Source organism: Streptomyces sp. NPDC087844 (genome assembly GCF_044742785.1).
Lineage (GTDB): Bacteria > Actinomycetota > Actinomycetes > Streptomycetales > Streptomycetaceae > Streptomyces.
In genome coordinates, this window is sequence record NZ_JBIUVD010000006.1 from 64,431 (window position 1) to 83,783 (window position 19,353).

General features: G+C 69.5%; 22 protein-coding genes. All 22 read right to left on the minus strand.

Annotation, left to right across the window (positions count from 1 at the left end):
* Positions 1–13 precede the first annotated feature (13 nt).
* Complete coding sequence (locus ACIOKD_RS14175) at positions 14–442, minus strand: hypothetical protein (protein ID WP_402082762.1); 429 nt, start codon at positions 440–442, stop codon at positions 14–16.
* Between the two features lie 54 nt (positions 443–496).
* Positions 497–652, minus strand: coding sequence for a hypothetical protein (locus ACIOKD_RS14180; RefSeq protein ID WP_402082764.1), 156 nt, complete (start codon positions 650–652; stop codon positions 497–499).
* Positions 653–663: 11 nt separating this feature from the next.
* Positions 664–1,428 (minus strand): hypothetical protein, encoded by a 765-nt coding sequence (locus ACIOKD_RS14185; RefSeq protein WP_402082767.1) that lies wholly within the window; start codon positions 1,426–1,428, stop codon positions 664–666.
* 3 nt (positions 1,429–1,431) lie between these two features.
* A complete protein-coding gene (locus ACIOKD_RS14190) occupies positions 1,432–2,556 on the minus strand; it encodes a hypothetical protein (RefSeq protein ID WP_402082770.1) in 1,125 nt (374 codons plus the stop codon).
* Entirely contained in the window at positions 2,553–3,572 is a 1,020-nt protein-coding gene (locus ACIOKD_RS14195) for a hypothetical protein (protein WP_402082772.1), read from the minus strand. The genes ACIOKD_RS14190 and ACIOKD_RS14195 overlap by 4 nt, the downstream gene beginning before the upstream one ends.
* Positions 3,573–3,585: 13 nt before the next feature.
* A complete protein-coding gene (locus ACIOKD_RS14200) occupies positions 3,586–4,455 on the minus strand; it encodes a hypothetical protein (protein ID WP_402082774.1) in 870 nt (289 codons plus the stop codon).
* Between the two features lie 19 nt (positions 4,456–4,474).
* Positions 4,475–8,527, minus strand: a complete 4,053-nt coding sequence (locus tag ACIOKD_RS14205; RefSeq protein ID WP_402082777.1) for a phage tail tape measure protein — start codon at positions 8,525–8,527, stop codon at positions 4,475–4,477.
* Between the two features lie 3 nt (positions 8,528–8,530).
* Entirely contained in the window at positions 8,531–8,827 is a 297-nt protein-coding gene (locus tag ACIOKD_RS14210) for a hypothetical protein (protein ID WP_402082780.1), read from the minus strand.
* 20 nt (positions 8,828–8,847) lie between these two features.
* Entirely contained in the window at positions 8,848–9,369 is a 522-nt protein-coding gene (locus ACIOKD_RS14215) for a hypothetical protein (RefSeq protein ID WP_402082783.1), read from the minus strand.
* Positions 9,369–9,848: a hypothetical protein gene (locus ACIOKD_RS14220; protein ID WP_402082785.1), complete on the minus strand. Its 480-nt coding sequence runs from the start codon at positions 9,846–9,848 to the stop codon at positions 9,369–9,371. Before ACIOKD_RS14220 ends, ACIOKD_RS14215 begins: the two co-directional genes overlap by 1 nt.
* 68 nt (positions 9,849–9,916) lie before the next feature.
* Positions 9,917–10,246 (minus strand): hypothetical protein, encoded by a 330-nt coding sequence (locus ACIOKD_RS14225; protein WP_402082787.1) that lies wholly within the window; start codon positions 10,244–10,246, stop codon positions 9,917–9,919.
* Between the two features lie 10 nt (positions 10,247–10,256).
* Positions 10,257–10,676 carry a hypothetical protein gene (locus ACIOKD_RS14230; RefSeq protein WP_402082789.1) on the minus strand — a complete coding sequence of 140 codons (420 nt, stop codon included), beginning with the start codon at positions 10,674–10,676 and terminating at the stop codon, positions 10,257–10,259.
* A gap of 1 nt (position 10,677) precedes the next feature.
* Complete coding sequence (locus ACIOKD_RS14235; RefSeq protein WP_402082791.1) at positions 10,678–11,076, minus strand: hypothetical protein; 399 nt, start codon at positions 11,074–11,076, stop codon at positions 10,678–10,680.
* The gene (locus tag ACIOKD_RS14240; RefSeq protein WP_402082793.1) at positions 11,073–11,483 is read right to left on the minus strand and encodes a DUF6093 family protein; all 411 of its coding nucleotides are present in this window, start codon (positions 11,481–11,483) and stop codon (positions 11,073–11,075) included. The genes ACIOKD_RS14235 and ACIOKD_RS14240 overlap by 4 nt, the downstream gene beginning before the upstream one ends.
* Positions 11,480–12,025: a hypothetical protein gene (locus ACIOKD_RS14245; RefSeq protein ID WP_402082795.1), complete on the minus strand. Its 546-nt coding sequence runs from the start codon at positions 12,023–12,025 to the stop codon at positions 11,480–11,482. Before ACIOKD_RS14245 ends, ACIOKD_RS14240 begins: the two co-directional genes overlap by 4 nt.
* 3 nt (positions 12,026–12,028) lie before the next feature.
* Positions 12,029–12,556 carry a hypothetical protein gene (locus ACIOKD_RS14250; RefSeq protein ID WP_402082798.1) on the minus strand — a complete coding sequence of 176 codons (528 nt, stop codon included), beginning with the start codon at positions 12,554–12,556 and terminating at the stop codon, positions 12,029–12,031.
* A gap of 15 nt (positions 12,557–12,571) precedes the next feature.
* On the minus strand, positions 12,572–13,555 hold the full coding sequence (locus tag ACIOKD_RS14255; protein WP_402082801.1) for a major capsid protein: 984 nt from the start codon (positions 13,553–13,555) through the stop codon (positions 12,572–12,574).
* Between the two features lie 16 nt (positions 13,556–13,571).
* A complete protein-coding gene (locus tag ACIOKD_RS14260; protein WP_402082804.1) occupies positions 13,572–14,345 on the minus strand; it encodes a hypothetical protein in 774 nt (257 codons plus the stop codon).
* Positions 14,346–14,387: 42 nt separating this feature from the next.
* Positions 14,388–15,479 (minus strand): hypothetical protein, encoded by a 1,092-nt coding sequence (locus ACIOKD_RS14265; protein WP_402082807.1) that lies wholly within the window; start codon positions 15,477–15,479, stop codon positions 14,388–14,390.
* Positions 15,476–16,927, minus strand: a complete 1,452-nt coding sequence (locus tag ACIOKD_RS14270) for a phage portal protein (RefSeq protein ID WP_402082809.1) — start codon at positions 16,925–16,927, stop codon at positions 15,476–15,478. Before ACIOKD_RS14270 ends, ACIOKD_RS14265 begins: the two co-directional genes overlap by 4 nt.
* Positions 16,928–16,968: 41 nt before the next feature.
* The gene (locus ACIOKD_RS14275) at positions 16,969–18,585 is read right to left on the minus strand and encodes a terminase TerL endonuclease subunit (protein ID WP_402082812.1); all 1,617 of its coding nucleotides are present in this window, start codon (positions 18,583–18,585) and stop codon (positions 16,969–16,971) included.
* Entirely contained in the window at positions 18,585–19,178 is a 594-nt protein-coding gene (locus tag ACIOKD_RS14280; RefSeq protein WP_402082815.1) for a hypothetical protein, read from the minus strand. Before ACIOKD_RS14280 ends, ACIOKD_RS14275 begins: the two co-directional genes overlap by 1 nt.
* Between the last annotated feature and the right edge of the window lie 175 nt (positions 19,179–19,353).

Below are 19,353 nucleotides of genomic sequence, written 5' to 3' on the forward strand. Positions count from 1 at the left end.
TGCGGGCCTTCTTTCAGTAGTCCGGGGTCGTGGCGGCGAACTGGGCGTGCTCAAGGCCCCAGGGCAGGTGGTGGTCGTGCCAGACCTCCAGGCCGACGGGCATTCCGGCCTGCCCGACGAAGGGCCAGGCCACGGTCTGCCAGCTGCGGCCGGGGGTGGCGGTGCGGTCGTCGGCGCCGGTGTCGTCGTGGATGCCGGCCGGGTCGCGCACGAAACGCGACATGATCTGCCGGGGGCGCACGTCGCCGTCCGGGATGTCGATGGCTGACCAGCGCAGGTTGCGGGCCCACAGGAACTCTGCGGTCGTCGGCGGGACGATCAGACTGAGGTTCCGGGCCATGCTGCGGTCGTTGCTGACCGTCTTCTCGAAGCTGACCAGCGTCCACTCGCCGGGCGGAATGATCTGCGGGACGGTGCCGCGGTAGAGCTTGCAGGTGGCCACGACTTCTCCAGACACGACGAAGCCCCGGGCCGGGCGGCGCGGGGCGGGTGGGTTTCAGGCGATGGGCGGTTCTTCGGTTTCTGGCGGCGGCGAGTCCTCGGGGGGTGTCTCTCCGGACGGCGGGGGGACGTCGACCGCGGTGGCGACCGGCAGCAGCGGCGTGCTGGGGAACGGCTCGACGGGCGGCCGCTCGTCAGGCGGGGTGGTCACTGATCCTCCGGTTACAGCTGGTAGGCGGAGTACAGGGAGGCGCGCAGGGCGCCGGTGCCGGCGGTGCGTCGGCCCTGGACGGCGATGTCGACCTGCTGCATGTGGTCGTAGCTGTCGAGGGCGTAGGGGCCGAGGGTGACGTAGCCGACGCTGAAGGACACGCTGCTGCTGGCGCGGACGGTGCCGCCCACGGTGAGTTCGATGGTTCCGGTGGCGCCGGAGGTGTCCATGGACGCCTGCATGACGATCACCACGTTCGGGAGTTGCTTGTAGAAGCGGCCGTTCCACAGCCGGGTGGTGGTGGTGCCGGTGGTTCGGGGCCAGTAGTCCCAGCTGCCTTCGTAGGCCGGGCCGACCGGGACCGGAAGGTAGGGGCGGGCCAGTCCCTGACCGGAGTTCGTGTCCTCGGCCAGGATGATGTTGCCGCTGCGGTCGTAGAACTTCCAGGCCTGCGTCTCGAAGCCGGACGGCGGATACGAGAAGCAGGACATGAACAGCGAGCCGTCATCGCGGCGCAACTGCACGGCCTGCTGCGGGCTGCCGTCGCTGTGGTTGAAAGAGGTGTCGCTGAGCTTGCCGATGTCGACCATGCGGACCTTGCCAGGGGTGTCCATGGCCAGACGCCCGCCGTTGACGACGCGTAGCCCTCCGGCGCCGACGGCCGCGTTCTCCAGGCGGCGGGCGGCCCGCAGTTCGCGCACTTGCCGTTTGAGGTCGGCGATATCACGGGCCATCTGCTGTGTGCCGTTGGGCAGTTGGTCGCCGGGCGTGGGCATCAGCTAGTCCTCCTGGATCAGGATTGGGGTGATCCGGTTAGCTGCGGCGTCCAGCTCCCACGACCAGGCGCGGGCGACGACCTCGGCTCCTTCCGGGTGGCGGGGCGAGGAATCGATGACGACGCGCACGCTGTCGCCGATCCCCCAGTCCCGGCCCAGGCGGGGGGCCTGGGAGGCGACCGCCTCGACGATCCACACCTGGGCGCCGGTCTTCATCAGGCCGATCGCCTTCGCGGCGTGCGCGGTCAGCTGGGTGGGGTCGGTGAGGCCGGAGGCGGGCGTGTAGCGGTAGACGTAGCGCGGCCAGCCCGCGGCCTCCAGGTCGGTGGCGATCTGGGAGCTGCTGGACAGGCGTGCTGTGCCTTCGCCTTCGCCGCGGGCCAGGACCACGGTTGCGCCCTTGCCGCTCTCGTAGGACTCGCCGAGGGTGTAGGTGCTGATGCAGCCGGGGAAGTCGAAGACGGCTTCCGGCTCGGCTGCCTGGGTGCCGATGGCCGGGCGTACCCGCACGGGCAGGACGAATCCGCTGTGAGCGGCATCCGACCAGGCCACATCGACGGTCCACTCCGGGCCGCCGTCCTGCCCCATGACCTCCTGCAGTGCAGACAGGGCGGTTTTGTCGTCTCCGTCAAGGGCGGTGTAGTCCATGAGGACGCCGGTGCTGGGGGCGTCCAGGACGAACGGGGGGCCCTGGGTGAGCGGGGCGTTCATCAGGGCGGTGACGACGGCGGCCTGGTCCTGCTGGATCTGTGTCTGGTCGCCGGTGTACCGGCGGTCCAGGTACGCCTCGCAGGTAGCCGCGCCGAGCTGCGCGGTCCAGGACGATCCGGCGTCCCGGGTGAGGACCATGCCCGCCCACACGGGCTGGTCGGTGAGGCGGTCGACGCCGACCAGGAGGCTGCGGCCGGGGTCGGTGGCGGCCAGCCAGTCCCGGCCCGCTCCGGCGATACCGAGATCGAACGAGCTGGTGGTGACGGTCCCGAGGCGCTTGGTGAGCGGACCGGACGGTTTGAGGGATCCCAGGTCCTCGACGATCTGCCCGGTCCGCAGGTCACAGCCGAACCAGGACAGCTCGACCGCGCGCGAGGCATCGGGCTGGCCGAGTGCGGCGAACGTCTCGACGCTCATGACAGCGGATACCGCAGGCCCTTGAGGGAGAACCAGGTGGTCTCCGTGACGCCCGCGGTGGCGCTGACGAGGCCGATCGTTCCGTCCTGGTTGAAGTCGATCTTGCAGGAGTGCACGATCGACGCTTCACCGGAGTTGATCGAGGTGGCGTTGCGGGCGATGACGAAGCTGGCCCGGGACGCGGGCCGGAAGCCGGCCGCCAGGGCAGCGAGCAGGATGTTGGAGGTCTGGGAGCCGGACGTGCGTTGCGCTGACCCGTCCCACTCCATGTAGTCCGTGCCGCGGTCGGTGTACTTGCGGTAGCGCATGGGCCCGTTGAGGTTGCCGTTGGTCGTCGTGTCGCCGGTGGTGTAGTTCGCGGCCAGGGCCGGAGCCGTCCAGCCGACGCTCTCGACCTTGGCCATGGTCTCCCAGACCGACCCGTTCCAGCGGCGGAGGTTGGTCTGGTCGTCGTAGAACTGGCCGACGTAGGGAGAGGACGGCGCGACCGCCTGCAAGGGCAGGATGCCGCCCGGAGCCACGGTGTACGGCCGCACCGCGTTGGACACGGTCGGCGATCCGCCACCGGATGCGGGCACGCTGATCGTGGCCAGCGGCATGTAGATGACGGTGCCGGCGGGCACCGGAGCCGCGGGAGTGGAGGACGCTGTGCCCGCGAGGTAGACGACGTCAGCCTGGTTGAGGCCGGAGGCGTCCACGCTGTTGCACCACACGCGCAGGTACACCAGGTCGATACGCGGGAGCGTCGCGTGGGCCGCGGTGAGCGTGTTCGTGCTCGTCGAGGTCATGGACGCCCGGAAAAGACCCTCGCCGGCGTAGTAGACGAGGGCGATGCCCGATCCGGTGGTGATTGTCGAGCCGGACAGGCTGACGTTCAGGCCGCCGGACCCGGGGACGACGCCGGAGCGCGCGCCGAGGGCATTGCCGTTGTGCATGGTGAGGGCGGAGTCGCCGCGGCGCAGGAAGTACCCGCTCAGCGCGACGCCGTCGATCCATGAGGGGTTGACCGCTACCACTGCGGCTCTCCTTTCACATCCATGCCGACCGCCAGCGGGCCGTCAGCTTCGCGCCGGAGTTGTAGTACATGGCGTCGAACCGGAACGACACCATCGAGCGGGCGGGGATGATCGGCCAGCCGGTCGGCGTGGTCAGGAAGCGGCGCCGGGAGACGTCGCCGTTGAGGATCACGCTGTGCGCGTCCGTATCGATGACCAGCTGCTCGCCGTTGCCCAGAGACTGTGAGTAGGTCAGGAAGCGGACCGATCCGTCGGGCATCTGCGCGAGGATCCTGGGGGCGTCCACGGGCCCGTCGATGATGAACAGCGGCCGGGTCTCGAACGAGCCCGAATTTTCGGCGTCGATCACACCCGAGACGCTGGTAGAGACGATCGTGACGGGTGGGGTCACGGGCGGTACGAGACCGCCCGTTGTGATCGGCAGCAGGGTGTCGTCGCTCTGCAGGACGGTGGCATACCGGCGCGGGTCCGCGGCCGTGACCATCAGCGAGTACGAGGCGAGCCGGTCGGTCAGATAGGGCATGACCAGCTTCCCCGACCGCCTCACCAGGGCCTGCTTGGGTGTCGTCTCGTACACGACCATCAGGGTGTCGCTCAGGGCGGTCGCCTCCCTGAGCCGTTCCATGGCGTCCTCCAGGGTGGCCCGGTCCGGGGCCTCGATGAGTCCGGCCGCGGTGATGGGCCGCTCGCCGAGGTAGACGGGTGAAGCCCAGGCTCCGTGATCCGCCTCGCGCTGCTGCATCTCGCTGCGGACCTCGGGCGAATCCCAGCCCTGCAGCTCTTGCAGGCGCCAGGCGACGCCGGACGTGTCGACGCTGCCCAGCGGGACATCGCCGAGGTCGGCGCGCAGCCCCCCCAGGTCCTGGCCGGCGACATAGCTCACCGGTACCTCCCCTCTGTGGTCAGCCGATCAGGGACATGTGCCGGGCAACGTCCATGGCCTGCTCGGCATTCGACTGCTGAGCGCCGTGGAGGTGGACCTCGTAGTGCTTGGTCACCGGCCCCCCTCCGGCGCCGGAGGCCGGGGCGGACCGCGCGTACCGGGCGGCCGGGGTGAGCTGGTAGCCCATCGCTGCCGCGGTCCTGGCCAGCAGCCCTCGGGAGCGCGTCGAGCCGTCGTGCGGGATCCACGACTCGCTCACGCCGGCCTCGCCGCCGAGGACGAGCGAGGGCCGGTTGAGGATGCCGCCGCGGGCCATCGCGATCGTCCCGCCCTGCCCGCCCCACTGGGCCAGGAAGGTGGCCTTGTAGGCGTCGGGCAGGGCCTTGATCTGCGTCAGCATCTTCGGCACCAGATCCTTGATGACTGCCGTGTCCAGGCCTGCGCCGATCAGGTCGGCGTAGCCCTTGCCGGGCGCCGACCGCAGCGTGGACAGCAGCACCAGGGCGTTCGTCAGATCCTCACCGGCCAGGGTGTTCTGAGCCTTGCCGACGGCCGCGTTGGCCGCCGTCACGTCCTTCACATTGCCGGTGGCGGCCTGGCGGGCGAGCGTCATGGCGTGCTCGTCGCCCTGAGCGGCCAGGGCCTGCGCGAGATCCCCGAAGCCCTTGGCGGCGAGCGTCTGCAGATCCTTGGCGAACTGCTGGGACTCCACGGTGGAGGCGCCCAGCTGCTTGGTGAAGTCCGCCAGCGTCGCCTTGGCCAGGTCGCCGGTCTTCTGGAGCTTCGCCACGATGGATTTGAACTGCTTGTCCGACGCTCCGGCGAGGGCGTTGACGAGGGCGTAGCCTTCCTCGCCCATGCCCTCCAGCATCGACTGGAGTTCCTTGCCGCCCCGGGAGCCGATCTTTCCGAGGTTCTTGCGCCACTTCTCGGTGGCCGCCACCGACTCGTTCAGCTGGGTCTCATACGCCTTCAGGTTGAAGGTCTTGGGCGCCTTGGCGCCCTTCTTCAGCCCCAGCTCCTTGTCGGCGTCGTAGACGTCCTGCCGCTCAGCCTTGACCTTGGCGTCGGCTTTCTTCTTCGCCTTGCGGGCGTCCTCGACCTTGTCCTTCGCCGCGGCCAGCTGCTTCTTGGTCGGCGTGTCCCGGCGGACACGGGCGAGATCCCGCTCTGCCTTCTTGAGGTCGTCGGCCTTCTTCTTCGCTTCCTTCAGCGCCGCGTTGAGGTCGTCCCACGCCTTTTTCAGGTCCTCAACCTCGGCGTCGTACCGGGACTTCGCGTCCGTCGGGCCGCCGAGCACGGCCTTGCCGGTCGGCGTGTAAGTGAAGTTGGAGACACCGCCGTTGGCGAACCAGGCGACCGCCCCGCCGAGCCTGGCGACCGTCTCGGCAGCGATCTTCCGTGACCGGGGACGCTTGCTGGCGGCCAGGGGAATATAGGCCTCGCCGCCGGTCTCGTCCTCGCCCCAGACCCGCCACTCGCCCGCCCGTGCGAACTGCGCCACGTGGTTCTCGCGCATCCCGCCGTTGGCGTAGTACACGGCCCCGTCGGCGTTCAGGCGACCGAACTGCTGGGTGGGCTCGCCGACGGAGACGAACTTGCTGTAGCTGGTCGTAGTGATGCTGATCGACTTGTCGTGCAGGGCGTCGATGGCCAGCTTCAGCGCGCGGGCGTTGGCCTGCGCGGTGCCGGTCGGCGCGGTGATCCGCACGTTCTTGCTGCCGGGGATCTTCTTGACGTTGTACCCGGCATCCTGCAGCGCCTTGATCGCCGTCCCGGTGGGGGCACGGACCGTGATGGACTTCCCCGGAGGCACCGCCTTCAGCTTGCCCTTCAGCGCCTCCAGTTCGGCAGCGGCCTGCGTCGCGCCGGGCGCCGACACGTTGGTGGCCGCGGTGAGAGGAAGCTTCAGGTAGGCGCCGGTCAGCCTGTCGATGGCGTCCTTGCTGAATCCGGCCGCACCCATCTGCTCGCGCAGCAGACCGATGTCCTTCTCCAGGACGGCCTGTCCGGCTTCCTGGCTGTTCTTCTGCTCGGCGACCGCCTCGGCGTGCGCCATCGCTGCGGACGCGGCCTCCAGGAAAGCGCCCTTGACCTTGCGGCCCTTGTCGGACGTGACGTCCAGGCTGTGGCCGTTCTCCTTCACCGACTCGGTCAGATCGGCCATGGACTGCCGGAAGCTGATCTCCCGCTGGGCTGCGTCGATGGACACGCCGTTGAGAGCACTCAGGGCGTCGGAGAGCCGCTCCGCCTCGGTGCGCTGGTCCTGCAGCTCATCGGCGGTGATCCCGGCTTCCGCGCCGAGCTTGGCCTGTGCCTCGGCGGACAGCTTGGTCTGGGTGTCCGCCGCGGTGAGCGACTCGGCGTAGCCGGGAAGCAGCGTGCGCAGCTTGTCGGTGCTGGTGCCCGACGCTTCGGCTTCCTTCGCCATCCGGTTGAAGGCCTGCGCGGCCACGTCCGGGGCGCCGCCGGACACCAGATCCCGCAGCGCCTCATCGACGGACTTCAGCTTGGTGCGGGCCTGCTCCAGGTTGTAGTCGTCGTCCATCCCCAGGTGGGTGATCGTGTAGAGGGAGTCCCCGATGCGGTCCAGGGCACCCGGGTGGGCGACACGCTTGACGGCCTCGCCGAAGCCGTCCAGGTCCTTGCCGAAGGTCTTCGTCAGCTCACCGGCGGCCTTGCCGGTGCGGGCGAAGTTCAGCAGCGCGTTACCCATCTTCGTCACCGACGGCGGGGCCTCGTCGAACTGGGAGACCAGCTTCTCCGTACCCCAGCTCATCGCGGCCAGGCCCGCCACGACGATGCCGAGCCGTCCCAGGCCGAGCATCGCGGTACGGGTGGTTGCCGCGGTGACGCCCATCGCCGTGAGCGCGGCGCGGGTCGCTGCGATGCGCGGCAACAGGAGCAGCAGGCCGGCCCCGGCCAGTGCCGCCGCGCCCCCAATGCCACTGAAGAGGGTGATGGCGTGCTGCATTTCGGGAGACAGCGAGTTGTAGGCGTTCACGACACGGGTGATCCACTGGGTCATGCCGCGAAGTGCGCCGTTCGCAGACGAGCCGCCCTCGATGAGAGCAACCTCGATCGCACCGCGCAGCCGCTCCAGGTCACCGATCAGGTTGTCCGTCTGGACGGACGCCATACGGCCCGCAGCGCCCTGATCGTCCACGCTCTTGACGTACTTGTCGATGCCCTCCGACCCGAGCTGGTAGAGGATCGTCGCCGAGCGCACCGCGTCCGCACCGAAGATCGTCGCCATAGCCGAGTTGCGAGCCTCGGGGGTCAGCTTGGAGAAGCTGGACTTCATCCGCCCGGCCATCTCCGACAGGCCGACGAACTCTCCCTTGCTGTCATAGGCGGAGAAGCCGATCTCCGACATCATCTGAGCGGCTTCCTTGGACTGCGGGACCAGGCGCTGAAGCATCACCTTCAGCGAGGTACCGGCGTCCGAGCCGATCAGGGCGTGGTCGGCGAACGCGGCCAGGGTGCCCACGGTGTCCTCAATGGACAGACCGGTCTGGTGGGCGAGCAGGCCGCCCATCCGCAGCGACATCGACAGGCCGTGCACGTCCGCAGCGCTCTTGTTCGCGCCGGCGGCCAGGAGGTCGGCGACGTGGGTGACGTCCCGGCCCGAGAGGCCGAAGGTGTTCATCGCCTGCGCGGACACCACGGCCGCTTCGGTCAGGTCGACCTGCCCCGCCGCAGCCAGCGCCAGGGAGCCTTTCAGCGCGCCGCCGATGATGTCCGCCGTCGAGACGCCGGCGCGCGCCAGCTCGGCTTCCGCACGGGCTGCCTCGGTGGCTGTGAACGCCGTGGTCTTGCCCGCCTCCAGCGCGGCCGTCCGCAGCTTGCCCAGCTCCGCGCCGGTCGCCCCGGTCACCGCCCGCACGTTCGACAGTTCCTTGTCGAACTTCGCAGCCGAGGCGGCGGCGACCGCGAAGCCTGCGAGCATCGCGGTGCCGACCACGGCGCCCGCGTTGGCGAGCTGCGAGGTGTTGCGCGCCGCGGTGCGCATGTTGCGCGTGTACTGGTTGATGTCCGCAACGAGCCGGACGTTCACGGTGCGGGTGACCACGGATCACCACCCCCCGTCTTTTCTGCGTTCGAGGTGGACGTGCAATCCATCGGTCGACCCGCCCTTGTCCTGCTTCACTCGCACCGCCGCGGCGGACGCGGCGCATGCGTGGCAGCGGATCAGGTGGGCGTCGTAGGCGAACTCGTTCTCTTTGGCGGTGGCTTCGCCCCACCGCTGGCCGCAGTCCGGGCAGGCGTCAGCCTCGACCTCGGCGAGGGCGAGAGCCCACGCCCGGTCGTCCGGAAGCCACAGTGGTTCGCCCTCGGCGACCACGCGGCCCAGGAAGACCGAGCGGGGCACCCCCCACGATCGGGCGGTTTCTAGCTCTCGCCGCCAAGGCCCGCCAGGAGCGCGGAGGCGGCCAGCGAGAAAGGGACGACGTCCGACGCGTGATGGACCTCCCACGCCCCGTCGAACAGCTTCCTGATCTCGCCCTCGTTGACGACCTCGAACAGAGCCCGCACCTGCTCGTCGGTCATCTTCGGCTGGACGCAAGAGGCGGCGATCAACGCCGGTTTGAACGTCGCCTCGCTGAACAGCTCCTCGTCCTTGTCCGAGGGGTGCGCGGCCAGCAGATCGCTGTACGCGCGGTCGCCGATGTACCGGAACGTGAACGGCTCCTGAGCCGCCTTCACCTGTTCCTGCACCGCTTTCAGGTCGGCGGCGATCTTCCGACCCGGATGCTGCTCGGTGAGGTCTGCGGGCTGCCAGTCCTGCGACACCCGGGCCAGTTCGTCGGAGAGCCGCTCTGCCTCACCGGCGAGGTCACCGGCGAGGCAGATCTGCACGGTCTTCTCGCGTGCTCTGGCCTTCTTGAGGATGTCCTCGATGCTGGTCCCCATCAGGCGACCGTGGCGGACGTCGCGGGCTGGTCGGTGACCTTCATCGGGGAGACGAACTTGCTGACCTCGTTCGGCGCGGGCGAGGTGTTCGACGGCTCGCCGCAGGTGATCGGGTACACCTCGACCTTCTGGCTGATCGTCCACGCGGTCGTGTAGTCGACGCCTCGGCGCACGACCAGGAAGCCGGACACCCCGTACTTCAGCGTCGTGAACGGGGCATCGTCGGTGGGATTGTCGCCGCGCTTGAAGGTCACCTCCGGCTCGAAGCCGACTCGTCCGACGGTCTTCGTGTCGAACTTGCTCGCCAGCGAGCTGTTGTCGACATCCGCGGTGGACGGCTCGATCTTCAGCCCGTCCGGGGTGATCCGCTTGGTGTAGTCGGCCGCGGCATTCAGCTCCGCCACGGTCGGGGCGTTGATGTTGGCGAGGGATGCCGCCCACGCCACGCGGGTCTTGCCGTCGGAGATCAGGTCACCCATGAGGCCCTCCAGGGCATAGAGAAAGCCCCGGCCGCACGGCACAGGGCTTGGGGTGGGAAGAGGGGCTGTCAGATCCGCAGAGAGGCGACCGTCACGGTCGTCGCGGAGCTGTACCCGATGCCGCACAGGCCATCGGAGACGTTCTGCAGAAGGTCGGCGGACAGCGGGCCGATCATCCGTTCACCGGACGCCGGGACGGACACGACCACGTTGCCGACGGCCTGCCCGCGGACCGACGCCGTGGCCGTCAGCGTCACCGTGATGGGCGAGCCCGAACCGTTCTTGACGTGCAGGAACTGACGGTCGCCGACCTCACACTTGTCGCCGCCACCGGCCGCGGCGCTGTAGGTGGGCGCCAGTCCGGCCAGCGCAATCGTCTGGGTTGCCAGGGTTGCCATGAGTCCTCCATCAGGCAGGTGTCGAGCAGATCCGGTACTGGACCGGCACGAAGTAGACAGGCGGGGTGACGTCGTCGTCCCGCTGGACGGGAGGCCCGCCGAGGTCCTCGGCAGGCCAGCACGAGCGGCCCTCGACGACCAGCGACACCGCGAGGGCCCGGCGTACCTTCCCGGCGACCCACAGGGCCCGCACGACATCGCTGCCCACGCAGGTCACTTGCATCAGCGAGTCCAGGCCGGTGCGGTCATCGGCCAGCGAGGACCGCACGGCCATCCCCGGATCCGGGTACAGCACACAGAACTTGTCCGGCGGCGTCCACCCAGAGGTGCCGGGCGTCCCGCCGACGTAGACCGTCAGGCCCGCGTTCTCCAGCGCGGCCTGGACCGCGTCCAGGTGCGGCAGGACGTCCGGGGGTACCGGCGTGGTCATCTCACCCCCAGGCCAGTCCGCGCGTGACGATCAGAGCCATCTGCGCCTCGAAGGCCGGCAGCTCGGCGGCCAGCGCCCTGCCGCCGTCGTTGTGCGGCGGGTTCTTCACGGACCCGTACTCCAGGATCGCGCCGAGCGGCCCCTGGACGCCTCCCTTGTCGGGTCCGATGATGGCCGCCACGATGTCCGGCCCGTAGGGGGCGATGTCGAAGCCGACCGTGCGCGGGTAGTGCCGTGCGTGGCTGCCCGAGGTGGCCCGCGCGTTCGCCTTCCAGCCGTTCTTGATGTTCACTGCGCCGCGCATCACGACCGCGCGGGTGTCCTGCCGGGCCTGCGGGACCACGCGCGCCAGGTGCCGCTCAAGGCGCCGCACGTCCCTCATGTCGAAGCGTGCGTTCATGACCGGTCCTCCGTCATCACGCGCCAGGCCGTGGCCTGGTCGCCGAACTGGGAGCTGGTGACCCACAGCACGATGCCGACCATGCGCGCGTCGGGGGATGCCGTGACCTTCAGGCGCATGCCGGGCAGGACGCGGCTTCCCTGTGCAAGCGGGGCGTCCCAGGGCAGGGACACCTCGTACTCCAGCAGCCGAACCTCACGTTCGGCGGCCTGCGTGTCCTCGCCGGAGGCCTGCGCGACCGACTTCACGCGCCCCATGCCCTCGTACAGCGTGGTCTGCGGGCCGGGCACGGTGTTGCCGCTGGTCCGGTCGAAGACGTCGGGGCCCTGGGAGTACAGGCGCACGGTGTCGCGCATGCGGGCCTTGGCCGCCGCGCGGCCGGCGGCCAGAACGGTGTCGAGGTTCACGAGGTGACCCCCCATTCCGCCACCCCGAAGGCCTCCCGGATCGTGTCCCGCTCGCCGCTCATGAGCGAGGCGCGCGCGTCCGCGAGGGTCTCGGAGTAGTCGTCGATGGAACGCTGCTTGACCAGGTCCGGGTTGAGCAGGATCCGTTTGACGGCGTCGCAGGCTACGGACACGGCGACCTGGTAGGCGATGTCGTCGATGTCGAAGCCGTGCGAGTAGGTCACCGTGACGGGACCGTCCCACGCGTAACCGTCGCAGCGGGTCAGCAGGTCGCCGCCGTCCCACTTCCACAGGGTGGAGGCCAGCCCCGCGACGGCCGTGACGTCGCGGACGGGGCGTTGTGGCAGCTTCAGCACGGCCGTACCGGAGCCGCGCAGGGTGACCGTGTCGTTGTCGACTCGGGTGATCTGCTGGTAGCCGGCCGTCATCCGGATGAGGTGGGAGGCGTCGGCCAGCAGCCGGTTGGCCTGGGACTGCTCGGCCGCCGAAAGGTCCCGGCCGATACGCAGGTCGGATGCGGTGGCGAACGGTCCCAGCACCACGGCTCAGCCTCCGTACTGCTTGATCAGCTCCGCCTTGGTCTTCTTCTCGACCTCGGCGTGCACGGCCGGGTCGTTGTCGACCTGGGTGAGGGCGTAGGCCCGCCACTCGGCGACGGAGGCCGCCTGCGTGGGCTTCTTCGGACCGTCGTCGCCGCTCTTCTCCTCCTCGCCCGTGGGTTCGGCGGCCGGGGCGAGCGGCTGGTGGCCGCCGCCGGGCAGACCCTGCGCGTACACCTCGGGCCCGTGCGGGTTCGCGTCCCCGGCGTTCACCGGCGGACGGAAGTCGCCCGCGCGCGGGTCGACCGCCGCGTCCCGGGCCGGGGCCCCGACGTGCACGGTGGCGGTGACCTCACGCGGGTCGGGCACCTGCAGCTGCTTGCGCGCGGGCGGCTCGTCGTCGATGCCGTACCCGGCCGCCCGGCAGTACTCCAGGACGGCCGGGTCCTCGGAGTGGCCCTCGCCGTCCTGGAACATCAGCCCGGCCGGGCCGGGGCCGCTGTAGTCGGGAACCGGTGTGGTGATGCGTGCCATGGGTGTCGTCTCCGATCAGCGCACGAGGATGTTGCGGTAGACGGCCGCGGACTTCGTGGCCTTGAGGGCGACGGCGGCCGGGCCCAGTTCGACCTCGCCGGTCTTGACCGCGCCGGCCGTGGTGAAGTCGGGGAGCCACGTCTGCACCAGCGGGGCGTCGGCCATGGACACGCCGTGGAAGCCGTCCAGTCCGAAACGCACCGCGTAGATGTCGCTGTAGTTGCCCGCGACGGTCGCCACAGTCTTGCTGGTGGTCGGGATGACCAGGTTGTTCGATCCGGCCTTGTTGCCCAGGTCGACGAAGGGGATCCCCCGGTAGGTCTCGACCTGGGATCCGAAGTCGGCGCTGGTGGAGCGGTCGAAGTAACCGGCACGGCGGGCCAGGGACCGGATCCGGGCGATCGAGTCGATGTTGCCGAGGATGGCGTCCGGGCGGCCGTCCAGCAGCGCCAGCCAGGCGTCCAGCGCGTCCAGGGCGTCGTTGGCCTTGCCGAGGTCGGCGCCGATGGTGGCGCCGCGCCAGTCGGTGGAGACGGCCACGCCGATCTCCGTGGTGGAGGACGTCAGCGACTTGGACAGGCCGTCGAAGCTGTTGGCGTCCACGGCGCTGTCGCCGTTGATCACGGCGTCGTTGAACTTGGCGTTCGTCGCCTTGATCTTCTGCTTCATCTGCAGCGACGTCTCAGCCGCTGCGGCGACCCGGTTCAGGACGCGGTCGATCTGGAAGGACCCGCCGAGCGGCTTCAGGTCCACGGTGTAGCGCTGCTTGGTGACCTCGGCAGGCGTGTACTCGCTGTTGATCGCACGGAAAGCAGCATCCGCCTGCGAGATGAGCCGGGTGTAGCCGTATGTCAGGGTGGCCCCGGCACCGGCCTGGTTCACCACGTTCTCGAACGTGAGGGTCTGAAGGATGTAGTTGTTCTTGGCGAACTCGTCGATCACCTGGGTGTCGATGTCGTCCGTCGCGTTCAGCTTCGCCTGCGCGAGCGTCACGGGCATGTCTGGCTCCTAGGGTTCAGCCGCCGGTCTTCCCGGCGAACTTCGCCGCGATTGCCTCGTCGAGGCTGCCTGCGGACTTCTTCGTCTTCTTGCGGGCTCCGCTGTCGGCGTCGCCCTGGAACCGCCGGCCGGTGTCGCCCTTCGCGGGCACGGCCAGGTACGGGTCGGTGTCCAGCAGGTCGTCGATCAGCTCGCTGATGGCTTCCTTATCGGGCCGCCCCTTGGCGTCCTTCGGAATGTCGGCGAGGTCCTCACCGAGCAGGGCCGCGACGCGGGACGGGTTGGCCAGACGGCCGGCCGCCTCGGCGATCGCTGCCGCCTCGACGCGCTCGTTCCACACCTCGGCCCGCGCGTCCTGGCGGGCCTGTTCGCGGATCGACTCGGCGTCGTCCTGGTCGCCGTCCTTGTCGCCCTTGTCGCCCTTGCCGTCCTTCGCGGACGTCTTGCGGCCCGAGGTGTCGCCGTCGCCCCGCTCGCGCAGCTGGGCCTTCAGCCGGCGGTTCTCCCGCCGCACCTCGCGCAGGGCCTTGATGCCCTTCGCACCCAGCTTGTCGTCGTCCCCGTCCTTATCGTCGTCGTCGTCGTCGTCGCCGTCCCCGTCGTCGGAGTCGTCGTCCTGGTCACCGTCGTCGCCGTCCCCATCTGCGTCGCCGTCGCCGTTGTCTCCCTTGCCGTCCCCGTTGTCCCCGCCGCCATCGCGGTAGCAGGTGAACGGATCGGTGTAGGGGTGGATCCAGCCGCCCTCGCCGGTGACGGCGGCCAGCAGGCGGTGACGGGGGTGCTTGAGCATCGCGCTCTCCAGGGTTCGGTGTGCGGCGTCGCGCCACACGGGTCATTGCAGGTAGCCGAAGCGCCGCAGCATGCGGACCGCTTCCTCCCGGCTCTCAGCAAGCCGGTAGATCTCTTCCGGCATGAGCCGGGGCGTGCGCAGGTCGAAGCGCGGCAGTCCCTGCCTCGCTTCGATCCGGTCGCGGGCGAACCGGGTCCCGGTTCGCGCTTCGGTACGGGCCCGCTCGGCGCGGTAAAAGGCGCCGCGCCGGGTGGCGCCCTCCGTGGTGGCCCGCACGCGCCGGCCGTAGGCCGACATCAGCGTCATGCCGCGGCGTGCGTTGACGATCTGCGCCAGATCGGCGCCCTCACGGATCGCGCGGGCGCCGGCCTGGCCGAACACGCGGGCCTGCTCGGCGCGCGAGAGGCTGTTGAAGTAGGTGCGCGGGTCGATGAACCCTGGCGCCCCGCTGCCCGGCCGCGTCGTGGGGGTGAATCGGTCCGAGCCGATCCGGCCCCGGCCGCGGCCCTGGTTGCGGGCGATGAGCGTGGTCGGCAGGTGGATGCAGTCGCACTTGGGGTGCCGCTGGAAACCGCGGTTCCAGCCGAACTCCTTGCCCGCGAGGATCACACACCGGCCGCAGGCCGGAGGCTGCACCACCCGCACGTAGCCCTGGATCGTGCGCCGTCCTGCCATCGCGGCGCCGGTCGCGCCGCGGCCCGCGTCGGACACCTGCGTGCCCGTGATGCGCAGCGCGGAGGCCAGGGAGCCGCGAAACGCGTCGTCCATGGACTGCCCGGCGAGCATGCGGACCTTCCAATCGATGACCGGCTGGTACAGCAGGCTGATCAGCGGGCGGCCGTCTGAAGCAATCCCCGCCAGCGCCCCGGGCACCACGCGGCCGGCCGATGCCGCGTCGGCGCCCTCGGCGGCCAGGACGGCGTCCAGGTAGGGGTCGGCCAGCGCCGCGGCCCTGGCCTGCGCCTCGGTGACCGCGGCAATCAGCTCGGGTGCCAGCTCCTGCCACGATCCCGAGATGTCGCCGCGGTCGATCTGCCGCCACAGCTGCCGCACCCGGGCCGCCGCACGCCGCGCGATGGCCTGCTGGCGGGCGTAGTTGGCCAGCCCGATCTCCTGCACGTCCGCCGAGATCACGCGAGGACCCCTTCGTCCTCCCGGTCGTCCGCGCCCTCGTCGTCCAGGCCGCGGTCGAAGTCGTCGCCGTCGGGGGACTTGAAGGCCAGCGCGCGGGCGGCCCGCTCGGCGTCCTGCTCCAGCATCCGCTCCATGCGGTCGATCTGCGTGGGCGTGTATCCGGCGTCCTCCATCAGCTGCCGCCACGGCACCCCGAGCGTCTTCTTCTTCAGCACCGCGTCGATGTGCTGCGCCTCGGTGCGGTACTCGACGTCGCGCCAGATCGTCTCCGCCATCGGGTTCTTGCCGCGCTTGTCGTCGCCCTTGACCAGGAACGCGAGCCGCATGATCTCTTCCCAGTCCTCGCCCAGGAACATCGTCTTGTCCCGGCACTTAGAGGCCAGCGCCGCATCGGCGACGGTCAGACCGTCCGCGGACACGTTCTGGACCTTGCCCATGAAGTACGTGGGCGGAGTGCGCGACAGGGCACTGATGTGCTCGGTCAGCAGCGTGATCCCGGCGACGAAGTTGGACAGGTCCGCGGCCTCGAAGTTCCCGAACCGGGCCTGCGGGTTGGAGGCCCGCAGCATCTTGTTCATCGCGAGCTTCCACAGCTCAGGGTTGTCGATCTCCTGCCCGGTGATCGGGTCCTTCGGCAGGTCGATGCCGGTGCCCCACCGAGCCGGGAATGCTCCGGCCTCCGAGGCAGTGATCATGTCCGCGATCAGCTTGTTCAGGGCGCCCTGAATGGGGATGACCTGCCGGTGCTCCGGTGTGGGGTCGTCAGTCAGGCGGGGCCGGTTGGCCAGTTCCACCATCGGCACCAGGTCCAGCGGGTTGTCGATGCGCTGCTGCTCGGGCTCGTCCCCGCGCGGCTGCCACGACGACAGCACAAGCGAACGCGGCAGAATCAGTCCCGACGTCGCCGCCGTCACCCGCCGGAACTTCCACAGCTCGTCCTTCAGGTACAGCGTGGCGTACTGGTATCCGTCGTCCCCGTCGAACCGCTTCAGCGCCGCCTTGCGCTTGCGACGCGACCCCGGCTCATAGGCCACGATGCACTGCGTCGCGTCCTCCACCGTGATCTCCGGCTCGACCTCTTCGGCCTCCGGGTCGGCGGCCCACACGAGGACGAAGCTGCGGGACTTCACCGACGCCTCGGTGTGCGCCACCCGCGACCAGGCGTCCATGCTGGAGGCCTGCCAGATGCGCTGAGCCTCCTTGTCCGCAGACGGCGGGTCCTTCTCGTCCCCCGTGCCGAAGCGAAAACCGATCGGGCACAGCCGCTCACTGGGGGCGTCACACACCACTTCGCACCAGTTGTCAGCGAAGTCCTGGAACAGGCCGCCGAACGCCTGCCGGAAGCGCTCCGAGGCGAAGCCGAAGTTGTGGATGCCCTTGTAGAAGTTGTTCCACAGGGTGATTTTGGCCTGCCGACGGTCCAGTTCCTGCTCCATCACGTTGGTCATGCGGAGCGCTTCCAGCGCGGACACCCCCACCTGCACACCTCCTATCCGTAGCCGCTGAATGAACTGGATCCGGCACTGGCGGCCAGCTTCAGGGCGTCCGCGCGGGCCTCGACAGCCAGCGCTGCGGTCACCGCCGTGTCGATCTTCCGGTCATGGGACGGCTTGACGATCGCGATGCCCGAGGGCCTGCGCTCGGGCTTGGCGTTGCCCACGTGGTCGGCCATCGTCTCGTTGCCGTCGTGCGTCAGCTCCCCCGCCATCACGGACGTCTTCAAACGGTCCAGAGCAGGGCACATGCGGGTGGCCACCCGCGTCTCGAAGATCAGGAACGTCTCCTCGCCGAACTCCTCGGACCAGGCGTCGCATTCGTCGCGCCAGTCCGGCGGGTCCCCATACGCGCGCTCGACCTTGTAGGTGTTGAAGACGTGCGTCATGCCGGCCCGGACCTCGGCGCGCGGCACGCGCCAGCCGTCCGGGTCGCCGTCGTCCCACTTCGTCCAGATCATCGGACGGCCGTCCGGGAACGTCGGCGTGAACACGTATCCGTCACTCAGCCTGCATGCAGTGATCGCGGTGCAGTCGTCATGGTCGGATCCGTCGAAGCCGACCGTGATCCGCTCGCCGGGCGCGACCTCCTGCGGCAGCGCACACCGTTCCCACAGGTGTCGGGACAGCCACGTCTCCGACAGGGAGACGGGCAGGTTGAGGAAGTACCGACGGAACTTCGCCCGGTCCTGCGTCGGCTTGTGCGCCAGCGTGACCATGCGGTCCAGGTCCATGTTGGCCGCGAACGGCCCATAAGCCTGCATCAGGCCGCGCTTCAGCTGTCCTGGATCCTCGTAGGCCGCGTCCTCCAGCAGCGTGTTGGGCGCCTGGACGTGGTCGAACAGCAGCCGGGGAGCCTTGCGCGCCTTGGAGTTGCGGTGCGTGCGCTCTGCGATGGAGTCCTCGCCGATCGCGTACATCGTGCTGGTCTGCAGAAACCACGGCTCGGCGACCTTGCGCTTCATCGTGTTCCGCTCGACCGTCTCGTACATGTCGCGCAGCTCTGGCAGCACGTACAGATGCGTCTCATCAGCGACGGAGAACGACTCCTTGCCGCCGTCCTTCGCCGCCGAGCTGGCCGTCGAGGGCCGGATCTCCCCGCCGTCCGGCAGGAACACCCGAGTCGAGCTCTGCCAGTCGTTGCCGATGTCGATGCCCGGGTAGTCCTCGGCGAGCAAGTCCGAGTGCGTGAGCATGTAGGTGACGTTGGCGTAGGTGTTACCGGCCTGCGTCTCCTCGGTTGCCAGGCACCGGATGAACGGGTACGTCACCGGGCGCCCGACCGGCTCGCCCTTCTCGTACTCGTATCCCCAGTCCGAAATCTCTCCGGCTTCGGCCCAGTGGTCGAAGCGGACCGGTGCCAGCGCCTCGGCGCAGACCAGCATCCCAGCGATCTCGGACTTTGCGCGGCCCTTGGCACGGGACAGCATCGCCTCGTCGAAGCGCCGCCGGCCCTTCGCGTCGATCGCGTAGCAGCAGACGATGAACCGCAGGATCTCGTCGTCCAGCTCGATCGGCTGGCCCTGCACGTCGCCCGGCCCGTGCAGCAGGTAGAACTCGATCCAGTCCACCAGTGCGTACCCGAGCGACCGTCGGACGCCCGGGGTGCGCACTACTCCTCACCGACCGCCCGAAGGCGGGACCGCACGTCGCCGCCCCTGCGAGCCGGTCGCGCCGCCCGCTGCTCAGCCACCTCGTCCGCTGAGACCTCCCACCGCAGCCGGAGCATCGACAGCGGGGTGAGGCCCAGCCGGTCGGCCAGCATCCGCGCTTCCTTGGAGGCGTCCAGGTCGCCCATCTCCGCCTGAACCTTCCACCGGACGTACTGCGCGACCTCGCGCACCCACGCCAGGCGCTCCCAGATCACAGCCTGCGGAAGATGCCACAGACCGCCCCAGATCTCCGCCTCGATGCCCTGTTGGGCCTGAAGCTTCTTCTCCAGGATGTTCGCCTCGGTGAGCGCCGCGTCGTACTTCTTCTGTGCGGCGGCCCGCCGCCGCCCGGTCAGCTCCGGTTCGAGCAGCTGCAACTCCAGCTCGTCCCGCAGGCGTCGAGCGGCATCGCACCGCGCGGTCATGGTGACGTCGTCGAGCAGCGGCCAGGCCGGAGGGTCGCCCTCACGCCCGTTCGCCGGGAGCATCGTCATCGGAAGCTGTGCGTTGCGGCGCCTGGAATTCGCGCTGGGCGCCGGTCCGTTACCAGCCATGATCATCACTCCTTGGTGCCATCGCGGCACGTCAGCGCCCTGCCGTCGCGGCGGGCGGAGCTACACAGGGTCACCGATGACGCGTGGTCGCCGACCCTCCAGACCCGTACATCCAGCGAGTCACCTCCCCGGCGGTCCTCCGGTTTGGCCTTGAGGGGGCCTCCCCCCGGGGTGA